The sequence below is a fragment of the Bacillus sp. BHET2 genome (genome assembly GCF_005938125.1).
Taxonomy (GTDB): Bacteria; Bacillota; Bacilli; order Bacillales; family Bacillaceae_B; genus Rossellomorea.
In genome coordinates this window covers 1790485-1805747 of record NZ_VCQN01000001.1, presented here as the reverse complement: position 1 = coordinate 1805747, position 15263 = coordinate 1790485, and the positions used below count along the sequence as shown (strand labels likewise).

The 15263-nt window shown below is 41.1% G+C and carries 17 protein-coding genes and 1 riboswitch; of the genes, 14 read left to right on the top strand and 3 right to left on the bottom strand.

Features of this window, described 5'->3' with window-relative positions:
* Positions 1-2: 2 nt before the first annotated feature.
* Positions 3-1328: a hemolysin family protein gene (locus FGG79_RS09170; protein WP_138777701.1), complete on the bottom strand. Its 1326-nt coding sequence runs from the start codon at positions 1326-1328 to the stop codon at positions 3-5.
* A 302-nt stretch (positions 1329-1630) separates the two neighbouring features.
* Here FGG79_RS09170 and FGG79_RS09165 point away from each other — a divergent pair, with 302 nt between their 5' ends.
* The 5 genes from FGG79_RS09165 to FGG79_RS09145 all read left to right on the top strand — a co-directional run bounded on the left by FGG79_RS09165 (position 1631) and on the right by FGG79_RS09145 (position 5795).
* Complete coding sequence (locus FGG79_RS09165) at positions 1631-1960, top strand: hypothetical protein (RefSeq protein ID WP_138777388.1); 330 nt, start codon at positions 1631-1633, stop codon at positions 1958-1960.
* A gap of 184 nt (positions 1961-2144) precedes the next feature.
* Complete coding sequence (locus FGG79_RS09160; RefSeq protein WP_138777387.1) at positions 2145-2516, top strand: ArsR/SmtB family transcription factor; 372 nt, start codon at positions 2145-2147, stop codon at positions 2514-2516.
* Entirely contained in the window at positions 2506-4617 is a 2112-nt protein-coding gene (locus FGG79_RS09155) for a heavy metal translocating P-type ATPase (RefSeq protein ID WP_138777386.1), read from the top strand. Before FGG79_RS09160 ends, FGG79_RS09155 begins: the two co-directional genes overlap by 11 nt.
* A gap of 10 nt (positions 4618-4627) precedes the next feature.
* A complete protein-coding gene (locus FGG79_RS09150; protein WP_138777385.1) occupies positions 4628-5521 on the top strand; it encodes a cation diffusion facilitator family transporter in 894 nt (297 codons plus the stop codon).
* 88 nt (positions 5522-5609) lie between these two features.
* Positions 5610-5795, top strand: a complete 186-nt coding sequence (locus FGG79_RS09145) for a Fur-regulated basic protein FbpA (RefSeq protein WP_138777384.1) — start codon at positions 5610-5612, stop codon at positions 5793-5795.
* Positions 5796-5874: 79 nt separating this feature from the next.
* Here the strand turns inward: FGG79_RS09145 and FGG79_RS09140 are convergent, their stop codons facing one another.
* The gene (locus tag FGG79_RS09140; RefSeq protein ID WP_138777383.1) at positions 5875-6777 is read right to left on the bottom strand and encodes an aldo/keto reductase; all 903 of its coding nucleotides are present in this window, start codon (positions 6775-6777) and stop codon (positions 5875-5877) included.
* A gap of 86 nt (positions 6778-6863) precedes the next feature.
* On the opposite strand from FGG79_RS09140, the gene FGG79_RS09135 reads away from it, so the two are divergent.
* From FGG79_RS09135 to splB, 8 genes are all read left to right on the top strand, one after another.
* Positions 6864-7769, top strand: a complete 906-nt coding sequence (locus tag FGG79_RS09135) for a phosphotransferase enzyme family protein (protein WP_138777382.1) — start codon at positions 6864-6866, stop codon at positions 7767-7769.
* 76 nt (positions 7770-7845) lie between these two features.
* A riboswitch (TPP riboswitch) is annotated at positions 7846-7955 on the top strand.
* Positions 7956-8126: 171 nt separating this feature from the next.
* Positions 8127-9113, top strand: a complete 987-nt coding sequence (locus FGG79_RS09130; RefSeq protein WP_138777381.1) for an ABC transporter substrate-binding protein — start codon at positions 8127-8129, stop codon at positions 9111-9113.
* Positions 9114-9125: 12 nt separating this feature from the next.
* On the top strand, positions 9126-9419 hold the full coding sequence (locus FGG79_RS09125; RefSeq protein ID WP_138777380.1) for a thiamine-binding protein: 294 nt from the start codon (positions 9126-9128) through the stop codon (positions 9417-9419).
* A complete protein-coding gene (locus FGG79_RS09120; RefSeq protein ID WP_138777379.1) occupies positions 9416-10177 on the top strand; it encodes an ABC transporter permease in 762 nt (253 codons plus the stop codon). Before FGG79_RS09125 ends, FGG79_RS09120 begins: the two co-directional genes overlap by 4 nt.
* Before the next feature lies 1 nt (position 10178).
* A complete protein-coding gene (locus FGG79_RS09115) occupies positions 10179-10916 on the top strand; it encodes an ABC transporter ATP-binding protein (protein WP_138777378.1) in 738 nt (245 codons plus the stop codon).
* Positions 10909-11688 carry a TatD family hydrolase gene (locus FGG79_RS09110; RefSeq protein WP_138777377.1) on the top strand — a complete coding sequence of 260 codons (780 nt, stop codon included), beginning with the start codon at positions 10909-10911 and terminating at the stop codon, positions 11686-11688. The genes FGG79_RS09115 and FGG79_RS09110 overlap by 8 nt, the downstream gene beginning before the upstream one ends.
* 127 nt (positions 11689-11815) lie before the next feature.
* The gene (locus FGG79_RS09105) at positions 11816-12061 is read left to right on the top strand and encodes a transcriptional regulator SplA domain-containing protein (protein ID WP_138777376.1); all 246 of its coding nucleotides are present in this window, start codon (positions 11816-11818) and stop codon (positions 12059-12061) included.
* On the top strand, positions 12062-13090 hold the full coding sequence (gene splB / locus FGG79_RS09100; protein WP_138777375.1) for a spore photoproduct lyase: 1029 nt from the start codon (positions 12062-12064) through the stop codon (positions 13088-13090). It abuts the gene before it with no gap.
* Between the two features lie 47 nt (positions 13091-13137).
* Here the strand turns inward: splB and FGG79_RS09095 are convergent, their stop codons facing one another.
* Positions 13138-13566 carry a low molecular weight phosphatase family protein gene (locus FGG79_RS09095; protein WP_138777374.1) on the bottom strand — a complete coding sequence of 143 codons (429 nt, stop codon included), beginning with the start codon at positions 13564-13566 and terminating at the stop codon, positions 13138-13140.
* A 384-nt stretch (positions 13567-13950) separates the two neighbouring features.
* Between FGG79_RS09095 and FGG79_RS09090 the strand changes: the two genes are divergently transcribed.
* On the top strand, positions 13951-15195 hold the full coding sequence (locus FGG79_RS09090; protein WP_138777373.1) for a dicarboxylate/amino acid:cation symporter: 1245 nt from the start codon (positions 13951-13953) through the stop codon (positions 15193-15195).
* The last annotated feature ends 68 nt before the right edge of the window (positions 15196-15263 follow it).

Below are 15263 nucleotides of genomic sequence, written 5' to 3'. Positions count from 1 at the left end.
CATTAATCAGACTCGTTCTTTTTATTTTCTGTTTTTTCCATTTTGGTGACTTCGAGATATTGAATATGATGACCATCGATTTCCTTTACTTTAAAACAATAGCCTTGTTCTTCGATCTTATCTTCGGGCTTTACTTCATATTTCTGGGTAAGGAACCAGCCACCGATTGTGTCAACTTCCTCTTCTTCAATCGAAATACCAAGGAGGTCATTCACATCTTCAATTAGCATCACAGCGTCAAAGATATAATGATCTTCCTTCACCTGTTGCACTTCAGGGATTTCATCGATATCAAATTCATCTTGAATCTCTCCGACGATCTCTTCGATGATGTCCTCCAGTGTCACAAGCCCTGCAGTACCACCATATTCATCCAGCAGAACCGCCATAGGCGACCGTTCTTTTTGAAGCTTGAGGAGCAGCGCTTTAATCGGGATGGTTTCAATGACACGAATAACGGGCTTGATAAAGGGAGTCACGTCTTTGTGATCGTCATTTTGAGTCACAAGGGTTGTCAGTAATTCCTTTACATTCACTACACCGAGAACATTGTCTTTATCTCCGTCCACAACAGGGTAACGTGTATACCGTTCTTCTTGAATGACGTTAAGGACTTCCTCAATAGTCGATCCTGCCGATAGTGTGACGATATTCGTTCTGGGTACCATGATTTCCTTAGCAATTCGTTCGTCGAATTCGAATATTTTATTGACAAATTTGAATTCCGAGGAGTTGATTTCCCCACTTTTGTAGCTGTCAGAAAGAATGATTCTCAGCTCTTCTTCAGAGTGGGCGATTTCGTGCTCTGAAGCTGGTTTTAAACCGAACATACTTGTAAATAATCGAGCAGAGCTATTTAAAGTCCATATGAAAGGATAGGCGATTCTGTAAAACCATATCAGTGGACGTGCAAATAATAAAGTAATCTTTTCTGCCTTCTGGATGGCAAAGGTTTTCGGCGCTAATTCCCCAATTACCACATGCAAAAAGGTAATGACAGAAAAAGCCAGACCGAATGAAATAACACTCGTGATCGAAGCACTTAAGTCGATTCGTTCAAATAAAGGATGAAGAAGTGTTTCAATGGTCGGTTCACCTAACCAACCAAGTCCAAGGGCAGTGACGGTGATCCCTAACTGACAGGCTGATAAATATTCGTCCAAATGGAATATAACCTTTTTCGCTGCTATCGCCGTTTGATTTCCTTCAGAAACCAACTGATCGATCCGTGAACTTCTCACCTTGACGATGGCAAACTCGGAAGCCACGAAGAACGCAGTCAGTGCAATTAAAAGAGTAACTAGAAATAAATTAAGTAAAATGTCCAATAAGCTGAAGCGAATAGAACGGGACTTGGCCCCTTTCTTATGCCTCAAACACCTCCTGTATTATAATGTGGATTTATCCTAACAAATAAAAGCAGAATACACGTTAAATCATCCTTTTAAACCTATCACATTCTTATCCATTCGCAAATGTTCCAAGTGTAATTGCAAAGTGATCTCCATTCGTTTATTCTAAAATATAACGATTTATCAAAATGATGAGTATGGTTTCATCATAGAGAATATGCAAGAACAATACAATCATTTAGGATTCGAAAAGTGAATAGTTGGAAAGGAGGACGATTATGGCAGACGTATTCAATCAAGAGTTTGTTGTAGCCCTCATCATTGCCTTTTCGGTTTATGTCATGTTAAGAGGACTCGCCATATTTTTCGGCAAAGCAGGGAAAGGCTATCTGGAAAATATTCAGTCCCGATCAGGACGAACATACCTGCAATTAATCGGTGGTTACTATATAGTATCAGGAGGACTTGGCCTGCTTATTCCACGATTAGGTTGGAAAACAGAAGACATTTACTTCACCATTGCGATTTTTGCGGTTTCATCCGTTGTTTTCTGGGTTACCCTTGATTTCTTTATGAAACGTGATCGGAAAAAACTTCAGCAAAATTAATAAGTGCGTATAGTGAGCCCTGGAATATTCCAGGGCTCACTTTGTTTTATCAGGGAAAATCCAAGCAGTACATTATCTGCATCGAGCAAAAATGTTCAAACATTCAAAAGAATGTTTGAACATTTTTATGCTTTCTTCTATACTATATTCAAAAGGATATTTGAATGTTGGAGAGGTGTACGGAATGAAAGAGACAGAAGTATGTGAAGTGGTATGTGTAGAAGGTGAAAAGGTCAATCGCTTAAAAACAGACCTTTTAACACAAAATACGTTTAAAGTAGCTGAAATCTTCAAAGCACTATCAGATCATACCAGGATGAAGATTGCCTATGCACTTACGGTCGAAGACGAACTTTGTGTATGCGATGTGGCGAATATCGTGGGTTCTTCCACTGCAACGGCATCACATCATTTACGTTTATTAAAAAAACAAGGATTAGCTAAATTCAGAAAAAAAGGCAAACTCGTTTATTACTCTTTAGATGATCATCATGTAAAACAGTTAATTGAAATTGCTATCACACATCAAATGGAGGTGGAGGAACGTGACCGGTAAACCTGCCCATAAACAAACATACAGAGTAGAAGGATTCACATGTGCAGGATGCGCGGCAAAGTTCGAAAAGAACGTTCAGCATCTTGAAGGAGTGGTAGATGCCAAGGTGAATTTTGGAGCCGCAAAGATTACCGTATACGGAGAAACTTCAAAGGAATCGGTGGAAAAAGCAGGGGCGTTTGAAGGTCTACGATTATCAGAAGACGGAATGAGAAAGTTCGAAAAAGAAAAAGAACCCTTCTATAGAAGATATAAACATTTACTCGCCTCCATATTATTTATCCTGATTGCTTATTCTCTTCCCTTTACCGGAGTGGGGCATAGTCAATTCCTATCAACCTTTTCATTCGCTGCGGCAATTGTAGTTGGTGGGTATCGATTATTTGAAACGGGATTCAAGAACCTGCTCAAATTCGAGTTCGATATGAGGACCTTAATGACTATAGCGATTATTGGGGCAGCGATTATCGGAGAATGGGGAGAAGGAGCGATTGTAGTGCTTCTCTTTGCTATCAGTGAAGTGCTGGAAGCCTACTCAATGGATAAGGCAAGGGAATCGATTCGTTCCCTCATGGATATTGCACCTCCACAGGCACTTATCATCCGAAATGGATCAGAGGTGGTTGTAGGTGCAGAGGATATAGAAATCGGAGACATCATGTTGGTAAAGCCTGGCCAAAAAATTGCAATGGACGGGACCATTCTCGAGGGGTCTTCAAACGTCAACCAGGCTGCGATTACAGGTGAGTCTGTTCCAGTGGAGAAATTCCAGGGCGAAACCGTGTTTGCGGGTACGTTAAACGAGGAAGGGTTCTTAAAAGTACAGGTAACAAAGCGTATAGAAGATACAACCCTCGCCAAGATCATTCATTTAGTCGAGGAAGCTCAGGGGGAAAGGGCCCCTTCCCAAGCATTTGTGGATGTATTTGCTAAGTATTATACGCCAGTTATCATGGCCATTGCATTGCTTGTAGCTATTGTTCCACCTTTATTATTCGGCGCGGATTGGTCAATCTGGGTGTATCAGGGTTTATCTGTACTTGTGGTAGGCTGCCCGTGTGCCTTGGTTATTTCTACTCCTGTCGCGATTGTGACGGCAATTGGAAATGCAGCCAAAAATGGTATTCTCATTAAAGGTGGCGTGTATTTAGAGGAATTAGGCCGATTGAAGGCGGTTGCCTTTGATAAAACAGGTACACTGACAAAAGGGGAACCGGAAGTAACAAATGTGATCATTCTAGGTGAGATGGAAGAAAAAGAACTGATGAAGAAGATGTCAGCACTTGAATATCACTCCCAACATCCTCTTGCACACGCATTTCTTAAGAAAGCGGAGGAAATGGAACTGGACTACAAGAGTTGTGATGTGTTTGAGTTTCGATCTCATACGGGTAAAGGAATCAGTGGCATTATTGACGGGATGGAATATTTCCTTGGATCTGAAAAACTGTTTGCCGATGCCCCTTCTTCCGAAATGCAAAAGCTTCAAGATGAAGGGAAGACCGTCATGGTATTTGGCGTGCTGGATACTCCACTAGCCATTGTAGGAGTTGCCGATGAAGTAAGGGATACGAGCAGTGAAATCATTCAAGAGCTTCATCAGATGGGGATTGAACAAACCATGATGCTTACAGGAGATCATGAAAAAACTGCCAGATCGATCGGAAACAGGATCGGGGTCAAAGAAATCAAGGCAGGATTGCTCCCACAGGCAAAACTGGACTTTGTCAAGCGGTATATGCATTCATTCGGAAAAGTCGCCATGGTTGGAGACGGAATCAATGATGCACCTGCTCTTGCAGCTTCGACTGTCGGAATTGCTATGGGGGGGGCTGGAACAGATACTGCATTAGAAACCGCAGACATCGCGTTAATGAACGACGATTTGCGTAAATTACCTTATATCATTAGGCTAAGTCGAAAAACGCTTACCATCATCAAGCAAAATATTTCATTTGCTATTGGAATCAAGCTTCTTGCTTTATTACTTGTCATTCCAGGTTGGCTTACTTTGTGGATTGCGATTTTTGCCGATATGGGCGCGACGTTAATAGTAACATTGAATGGACTTAGATTATTGAGAATCAAAGATCGAAAGTGAGGGGTATCCAATGGGTCACGATCACAGTCATGGCCACAATCAAAATAAAAAAGCATTATTCATCAGCTTTATCTTTATCTTTACCTTTATGATTGTAGAGGTGATCGGGGGGGTTATGACGAATAGTCTCGCCCTTCTTTCGGATGCAGGACATATGCTGAGTGATGCAGCAGCTTTAGGTCTTAGCTTGGCAGCCTTCTATATAGGGGAGAAGGCGTCGAATAAAGGAAAGACTTATGGCTACAAGCGGTTTGAGATCCTAGCGGCTTTCATAAACGGAATCACTTTGATTCTGGTTTCTCTTTATATATTCTGGGAAGCATACCACCGCTTCATTGCTACACCAACGGTATCACCCGGCATGATGATCATCGCTGTTATCGGTTTAATTGTAAACCTGATCGTTGCATGGATATTAATGAGGGGGGACACGGAGCATAACCTGAATGTTCGCAGTGCTTTCCTTCATGTCCTCGGAGATATGCTCGGTTCAGTAGGGGCCATCATTGCAGGGGTTCTGATTTATTTCTTCAATTGGAATATGGCGGATCCAATTGCATCGGTCATTGTAGCCGTTCTTATTATCGTATCCGGCTGGAACGTGGCGAAGGATTCCATTCACATTCTAATGGAAGGGTCACCGAAAAATGTGGATCCGGAAAAAGTGAAGGCCAGTCTATCTCAATTGCCTGGAGTGATCGAAGTCCATGATCTTCATGTGTGGTGCATCACCTCGGAATTCACAGCCTTGAGCTGTCATGTTGTGGTAAGGGATGGAGTGAATCGTGATTCGATTCTCATGCAATTGTCTTCTTTTCTTGAGAGGGAATATGCGATTCAGCATTCAACGATTCAAGTAGAGGGTGAAAGCGTCACAGAAGGTCATCATCACTTCTGTACATGACCAGTTACCAATAAAGAAAAAATTAATTCGAAAAAACATGTTTAGTCTGCTCTTGAAACGGGGTATATCCTCAACTGGAGGGATTGTCATGTTACATCAAGAAACGAAAACACAACAGCAAAAGACACCTGAATTTAAAAAGGACTTCTATATCCAACAACTATTAAGGATTGGCGTATATAAATCTTTCGGAAAGCAGCTTTATGAGCTTTCGATGAATGAGTTACAGGATGTTTATTTGGAATATTATGTTGGCGGAGATATCGCCCAATAAAAAAGACGAACCTTTTATCATAAAGGATCGTCTTTTTTGCTGTGTGGAAAATGATCGTATGCAGGTGGTCGACAATTCGTTAGGGCACATCATGTCCCATAGAAGCTTGAAGGATCTCAAACCATTGATCATGATTCAATGAAAGAGTTTGAGAATCGATTGCATGCTGAATTCGATTCTTCTTGCCTGAACCAACGATCGGCATGATGTTAGCCGGGTGGTTAAGGAGCCATGCATACAGAACCTGGTCGATCCCTTTTGCACCTATTTCTTCTTGAACTTTCTTTAAAATGTGTTGAAGACGGACCGCTTTCTCATCCTCCCCTTTGAAAATGACCCCACCTGCCAGTGGTGACCAGGCCATTGGCGCTACACGCTTTTCCTGACAAAGATTTAATGTACCATCTTCAAAATTTTCTAAATGGTAAGCTGACAATTCGATCTGGTTGGTGATTAGTGGAAAAGGCAAATAAGATTGAAGTAAATTCCACTGATGAGCTTTAAAGTTGGATACTCCGAAATGACGGACCTTCCCTTCTTCTTTTAATTGAGTGAAGGCTTCAGCCACTTCTTCGCCATTCATGAAAGGATCTGGTCTGTGGATGAGTAATAGGTCGATGTAGTCTGTTTTTAAATTTTGGAGAGAGTTTTCAACCGACGTTAAAATATGTTTTTTGCTCGTATTGTAATGATGGGAGTGATGCTCAGGGCGATTGTCAGAAGGAAGTACGATCCCACATTTCGTTACAATCTCCATTTTCTCCCTCAATGAAGGAAGAAGGGCAAGTGAATCACCGAATAGTGCTTCACACGTGTACGACCCATAAATATCCGCATGGTCGAACGTTGTGATTCCGTTTTCAATATTGTGTTGAATTAAGGACAACGTATCTTCTTTCGACTGATTCCAATCTGCAAGTCTCCACAATCCATGTATGATTCGTGAAAATGACAAGTCTTCTGTCATATGTATTCTCTGCATCATTACGACCTCTTTTCAAATGGTATGTAGACATTCTTTCATAGTCATACTAACCGTATATTACTACGTTTTGAAAGGAAATAAAAATGATTCAACCTTTTGGTGATATCTTATGGAATTGGAATGTTAAACATCCTTGTATCGAGACACTCAAGCTCCATCCGAATGTTGTGAAGCTGGTGAGTGAAGGGAAGTCGTACTATTTAAAAAAGAGAGAGGATAGTGCATTCGAGAACCGGATGGAAGAGTATTATCTAACTACTTATCTACTGGCAAACCGACTGAATGTTGAATCTCCGTTATTGACCATCTCACATCAGCCGTTTGTCAAAAAAGGTCAACAATTCTATTCCCTTTATGAAAAAATAGAAGGAGAGCCACTACAGGAATATTCATTATCTTACCTGACAAATGCGGGGACATCGCTTGCTAACCTTCACGGACTGCTCAAAAACTATCACTGTCATAAAGAGATTAAAGGTTGGCATATTGATCAACATATCCGGCAATGGTTGAATGAGCTTGGCTTGACACCAATAGGGAAGTGGGCGAGAGACATTCTATTAAGACTTGATGAATGGACGATACTTTATAATCAATTACCTTATCAACTTATTCATAGTGACTACAACCGAGGCAATATTATGGTGAAAGAGGGGGTGGTGAGCGGGATCATTGACTTCGAACGGATACGGGTGGCCCCCCGTGTTGCTGACATAGGTTACTTTCTCACTGGGATGCTCAAAGATAGGATCAAGAAGAACAGAGAGGATTCGATAAATTATATAGGGTCATTCTTAAGAGGGTATGATCAGTTAAGTACTTTGACTTCAGAGGAGAAAGAGCTATTGCCACTTCTAATTGTTACCTTCCTTCTTCAATATGTATTTTTCTATCATCAATGTGGCTATTCGGAAGTAGGTTCTACCTACATTTCTTTTATTAATGAGCTTGTACAATCGAGTGAATATGATCATGCTTTTCATGTTTAATCATTTTAATAGGAAATACTTGAATAACCTCCCGTTCTATGGCAAAGTAGGGAAGAAGATAACGTTTAATTTCATATACTAAATGTAGGGGGACCGGAGTGGCCGGTTGAGATTGTATCCTTTAGATGCTGACCCTTTGAACCTGAACTGGCTGATACCAGCGTAGGAAACAACATTCTCTTAAACGATACATAAATTTGTTTATTGATGCGTCCTAGGCTGAAGCTTGGGGCGCTTTTTGTCGATTCCCGGGTTAGATGGTTAATCTGTTCTTGTTTTACATTCAAACTCGTTCGTATGTGAAGAATAATTGATTAAACGTTATGACTACATAGAAAGATTCGAGGAGGAATCATCATGAAGAAACGGTTGTTCATCATCTGTTCTGTATTTCTACTAGCCGCCTGTAACGGGGGAGGGAATGCAGCAGATGATCAAAATGATAAACTTAAAAAGGTATCAGTCGTACTGGACTGGACACCGAATACCAATCACACCGGACTGTATGTGGCCAAAGAAAAAGGTTATTTTAAAGAGCAGGGGTTGGATGTAGACATAATATTACCAGGAGAGGCCGGGGCTGATCAGCTTGTTGCTTCAGGGAAAGCGGAATTCGGGGTAGGATATCAGGAAAGTGTGACTCAAGCCAGGGTTCAGGATGTTCCCCTTGTATCCATTGCTGCTGTAATTCAGCATAATACTTCCGGATTTGCTTCACCAAAGAGCAAAGATATCACAAAGCCAAAGGATTTCGAAGGGAAAAGCTATGGTGGCTGGGGTTCACCTGTTGAAAAAGCGGTTATGGCATCGATTATGAAACAAGAGGATGCTGATGTAGAAAAAGTGAAGTTCATCAATATGGGAGACACTGATTTCTTTACTGCCGTAAAACGGGATGTTGATTTCGCCTGGATCTATTATGGATGGACGGGGATTGAAGCAGAGCTTCGCGGTGAAGAGTTGAACATGATGTATGTGAAGGACTACTCTGAGAAATTGGACTACTATACTCCAGTTCTGACAACAAATGAAAAAATGATCGACTCAGACCCTGAAACGGTCAAGGCTTTCTTGAAAGCTACATCAGAAGGGTATCAATTCACAATCGACAACCCGAAAGAGGCCGGTGACATACTTTTAGATGCAGCGCCTGACTTAGACAAAGAATTAGTTATGAAAAGTCAGGAATGGTTAGCGCCTAAATATAAGGATGATGCCAAACGATGGGGAGAGCAGAAGCTTGAGGTTTGGGACAACTATGGAGCATGGATGTATGAAAATGGTTTATTAGATAAGAAGCCAGACAGCAAAAAAGCATTCACAAACGAATTCTTACCAAAATAAGAGGTGAATAAAATGGGGAACTCACTCGTAAGTGTACAAATCATTCCGAAGACTAAAAACGGTGAAGATGTAATACCGTATGTTGATGAAGCAATTTCAATCATTGAAAAATCCGGGGTCCAATATGAAGTCCACCCGTTAGAAACGACGATGGAGGGAAATCTGGCGGATTTATTCAAGGTGATTGAGCAGATGAATGAACGGATGATTGAAATAGGCAGTACTAACGTCATTTCGCAAATCAAAGTATTGTATCAGCCGGATGGTATTGAAATGAATCAATTAACAAAGAAGTACAAGGAATGAGAACATGGATTTCAAAAGGATGGAGACCCTTCTTGGTCCTCATCCTTTTATTCATCATTTGGGAAATCACCATAAGAATATTTGAGATACCTGCATGGCTGATGCCGGCACCTTCAGATATATTGATTGAGGGAGTTGCCTCGTGGCCTGAATTCATTGGGCATCTCTCATCTACCACTCTATTGACGATTGTGGGATTTGTCATTGGATGTTCGATTGGGATCAGTTCAGCAGTCGGGCTCCATCTCCTTCCAAAGGTAAGGGAAGCCATTTATCCGCTCATGATATTGTCTCAAAATATACCGATTATCGTCTTGGCGCCTCTCCTTGTCATATGGTTTGGGTTTGGACTATTGCCGAAAATCATCGTCATCACCTTGATCTGTTTCTTCCCTGTAGCGGTATCCGCATTAGATGGATTCAGGCAGACCAATATAGAGTATATTCTGTACATGAAGATGTCAGGAGCATCAAAAGGTCAGATATTCCGAAAAGTCGAATGGCCACATGCGCTGCCGTCCATTTTTTCTGGTTTGAAAATATCAGCTACCTATAGTGTAATGGGAGCCGTCATCTCGGAATGGTTAGGGGCTCAAAAAGGGATTGGGGTGTATATGACTCTCGCATCTTCCTCGTTCAGGACCGATCGGGTTTTTGTTGCGATTTTCATGATCATGCTCCTTAGTTTGGTGTTCTTTGGAATCATTCTCGTACTAGAAAAAATCATGGTGAAGTGGAATCGAAAGGAGGACAAGTAGCATGACGACCTTATCCATTCAACATATGTCTAAATCCTTTGATGAGGAGTTGATTCTTGATGATCTTTCAATCCATGTTGATGAAGGGGAGTTTGTTTCAATCCTTGGACCATCGGGAAGCGGAAAGAGTACATTATTCCATGTGATTGGTGGATTGTTCTCACCAGATTCAGGAGATATACAGTTAGATGGTAAGTCGATAAATGGCAAGAGGGGCTCCATTAGCTACATGCCTCAAAGTCCGTCTCTCCTGCCGTGGAGGACTGTGATGGAAAATGTGATGCTTGGTCAGGAGTTACATGGTAAGAGGGACAGGGAAAGAGCATTGAGCATGATTGAGCGTGCTGGATTGAAAGGATATGAGGACGCTTATCCAGGAGATCTTTCAGGAGGGATGAAGCAGCGAGTAGCTTTTATTCGAGCACTTGTCAGCCCACAATCCTTTTTATGCCTCGATGAACCCTTTTCTGCCTTGGACGAATTCACACGATTGGACATGCAGAAGTGGCTCCTTTCCATTTGGGAGGAGGACATGAGCTCTGTCCTGTTTGTTACTCATAATATCGACGAGGCACTATTCCTGTCCGATCGGATCATCGTATTATCGACCAGGCCAGCCCGGGTCCAGAAGGAATTCACGGTGCCTTTTCCCCGTCCCCGTAATAAGGAGATACTCTTAACAGAGGAGTTCCTGAAATGGAAAACGGATATATTTGAGGAGCTATCTCAATATGTGTAAACCAGCCCTTATCGATTCCCATATCCATTTGGATTTATATGAGCCGATCGAACGGGAAAAAATTTTGCAGGAGCTCGGGCTCTATTCAGTAGAGGCACTTATTTCTGTATCCTTTCACCTCCGTTCTTCAAAGAAAAATATTGAATTCGCGAAAAAAGACAGTAGAATCAAGCCAGCTGCCGGCTTTCATCCGGAACAAGAATTGCCCTCTGACAATGATGCAGAAGAGCTTCTTTCCTTTATAGAGCTGCACCATAAAGAGCTGATTGCAATTGGGGAAGTCGGATTACCTTATTATAAAATGAAAGAAAATCCAACATTGGTGCCAGAAGCATATATCGAGCTGTTGGAACGTTTTATCATCCAAGCAAAGAAGCTGGATAAACCAATCATTCTTCACGGGATATACGAGCATGCCCCCATCATATGTGACTTACTGGAGAAGCATTCAGTACACAAAGCGCATTTCCACTGGTTTAAAGGGGACGGAAAGACAGTGGAAAGAATGATTGAGAATGGTTACTTTATATCCATTACACCTGACATCCTTTATGAAGATGACATCCAAGATCTCGTCAGGAAGTATCCTATTAAAGGGATGATGGTGGAGACAGACGGACCTTGGAGATTCGAAGGAGTCTTTCAAGGCAGGATGACGCATCCAGGTATGATGCATCGGACGATTGAAAAAATTGCTGAATTGAAAAGCATGCCAGAAACAGAGATATATAATCAATTGTTCAGAAATACAGCGGAATTTTATAGTGTATAGGATATAGAAACTTCTCTTGCATTCATTTTTTGAAGGAGAAGTTTTGGTTCAAACAACTTTTACCAACATAAATCGTTCCCTATTAACAGAAAATAATAGGAATGACTTGTAGAAAAAGGTGAAAAAAATGGAATTGAACAATCAATATACGCCGTATCAAGCTGGTGATGTTGTATATGTAATCTATCGGAATCCTCATACTCAAAGTGTAGCCAATGTGCAGGAAGCAGTAGTTGTGAACGATCCGGAGCATCCTTATGAACTAGCTCTGTTTCTTTATGAGACGTATTATCCGTTAACACATGAAATAGCGGTTTATTCATCAGAGGAAGAAGCAGAAAATGCCTATTCTCAATCGTTTGGGGATATTTAGATGGTAAAGCCATTTATGCCTCAACTTGTCTATTTTGAACCCAATGCACTAGATTATCCATTAGGGAAACAGCTAAAGGAAAAGTTCGAGAAAATGGATGTTGAAATCCGCTATACAACATCCCATAATCAAGTTCGCAATCTGCCAGGGGATAATCATTTCCAAAAATACCGGATTGCCAAATCGACATTAGTCGTCGGAGTCCGAAAAACATTGAAGTTTGATACATCCAAGCCATCGGCAGAATATGCTATTCCATTTGCAACAGGTTGTATGGGGCATTGCCATTATTGCTACTTACAAACGACTATGGGAAGCAAGCCTTATATTCGGACGTATGTCAATGTGGATGAAATATTTGAATCAGCAGATCGATATATCGAAGAGAGAGCGCCTGAATTCACACGATTTGAGGCGGCTTGTACATCTGACATCGTAGGAGTGGATCATCTGACCCATACCCTCAAACGGGCGATAGAACATTTTGGTGAATCGGAATATGGAAAGCTGCGTTTTGTCACGAAATTCCATCATGTGGATCACCTCCTCGATGCGAAGCATAATGGGAAAACGAGATTCCGTTTTAGTATCAATGCCGATTATGTAATCAAGAATTTTGAGCCCGGCACCTCTTCCCTGGATAAACGACTGGAAGCAGCAGGAAAGGTGGCACGAGCTGGATATCCACTTGGGTTCATCGTCGCCCCTATTTATCTTCATGAAGGATGGCAGGAAGGGTATAAGCAAATGTTCGAACACCTGGAAGCGCACCTCCCTGAAGAAGCCAAAAAGGATTTAACCTTTGAATTTATTCAGCATCGTTTCACGAAGCCTGCTAAAAGAGTGATTGAGAAGAACTATCCAATGACAAAGCTTGAATTAAATGAAGAAGAACGAAGATATAAATGGGGGAAATACGGGATTGGTAAGTATATTTATCAGAAGGATGAAGAACAAGAAATTAAAGATCACTTATATGCCTATATGGAAAAACATTTTCCACAAGCGAAGCTTGAGTATTTCACATAAAAAAAAGGGACTGATTACAATAAAGATTTCATTTGTAATCAGTCCTCTCAATGTAATTGTGGAAGGAAATTTTCTAAATCTTTCACTCTTAAGGCAATTTCTTCACAAACTTCTTGATAGTGCACCCATTCTTCGATTAGTGTGGTTGCACGCTTTTGTGGATTCGGTAAATTCCAATAAATGACCTTTCCTTCTAATTCAGTTGGAAGGTCCATTTCATCATCGAATTCTGTATCCTGAATCGCTACAATAACCGAAGCATCATCAAGTTCTTTCATTTCAATGCGTGTAAGTGGGAATGTACTAATATCAATACATAATTCTTTCATCGCCATAACGCTGAATTCAGCACGACTCTCAGCAACCCATCCTGCACTTTTGAAGGACCAATCTGAAACATCGAGCTTCTCGGCCCAACCTTCGGCCATTAAGCTACGCTGTTGACTACTTGAAAGAAAATAGACTGTTTTATTCATAATAATATGTTCCTTTCTATTTTCATGCTGTTATTACTATTTACCCAATCTCTTTTACTTTAATCCCTGTTTTGCTAAAAGAAAAAATTGGTATACAATCTTTAGTAGAATGGAATCAATGAACTTCCTGAAATTGTGATGATTTTCGACTTATGAATAGTAAAAACGATTTAATTCTCCTGGATTTTCTTTAATTATTAAAAAAATCAGTATAATAGGGGGAGGAGATTGAATCTGCACCCTGGTAAGAGAACATATGTTAAAGGTAGCAAAGGAGAATAAAAGAGGGTAAATCCCCTGAAGGTTTGAAAAATGATGGTTTCATAAAAAGGATATAAGGGTAAACAACCTTTATTATTTGGAAAAATATAGGGAGGTACATCGATGAAATTCAACTTAACGACAAAGATTATTATAGCCTTAATATTAGGGGCAGTAGTGGGGTTGATGCTAAATCTTTTTGCTAAAGATCTCTTCGGCATTTTAGATCCATATCTTTTTACTCCACTAGGGAAAATTTTCCTTAACTTGATTAGCATGCTTGTGGTGCCGATTGTATTTCTTTCAATCGTTCTCGGATCTGCTGGGTTGGGTGACCCTAAGAAACTTGGACGTATCGGATTGAAAACGATCGTCTACTTCTTACTTACAACCTGCATTGCAATCGTGATTGGATTAACACTTGCTTACATTATTGACCCTGGGTTAGTGGAAGGAATCGACACATCCCAATCAAAAGGCTTTAAAACTGAAGAAGCACCTCCTGTCGGAGAAACGCTCATGAATATTATCCCTAAAAATCCCCTTACGGCTATGACGGAAGGAAATATGCTGCAAATCATCGCGTTCGCCATCTTTATCGGCTTCGGATTGACGGCATTGGGCGATAAGACAAAAGGCATTCTCAAACTTGTGGAGCAAGGGAACGAACTGATGATGTATCTTGTAACCCTTGTGATGAAATTTGCTCCATATGGAACGTTTGGACTGATTGCTTCAGCTATCGGAAGCCAAGGGTCCAGTGCCTTAAAGGCGATGTGGCTTTATTTCGTGGTCGTTCTGGCTGCGTTGATCATCCATGCCATCATCACATATGGTGGAACCATTCTATTATTGGCGAAGAAAAACCCAATTTGGTTCTTTAAGAACTTTAGTCCAGCAATGAGCGTAGGATTCAGTACATCAAGTAGTAATGCAACCCTTCCGATTTCAATGGATGTTGCCCAGCAACGACTAGGCGTTTCTAAATCGGTAAGCTCCTTCGTCCAGCCTCTTGGGGCTACAATCAATATGGACGGTACAGCCATCATGCAAGGGGTTGCGACTGTATTTATCGCCCAGGTATACAATGTAGACCTAACATTGGAACAGCTCATTACCGTTGTGTTGACAGCTGTTTTGGCGAGTATTGGTACGGCAGGGGTGCCAGGGGTAGGATTAATTCTCCTTGCCATGGTTTTAAGTAGTGTTAATCTACCTGTCGAAGGAATCGGCTTGATCTTAGGAATAGATCGTTTACTTGATATGGCCAGAACGTCCATCAATATTTCCGGTGATGCGGCGTGTGCATTATTTGTATCGGAGTCAGAGAAAAAACGAACGATAAAGATTCAAAGGGGAGAATCATAACCTCTTATAAGTGGGGATGATAATGCATAGCATTTTCATGGATCCCAATGATAAAACGAAGATGAAAT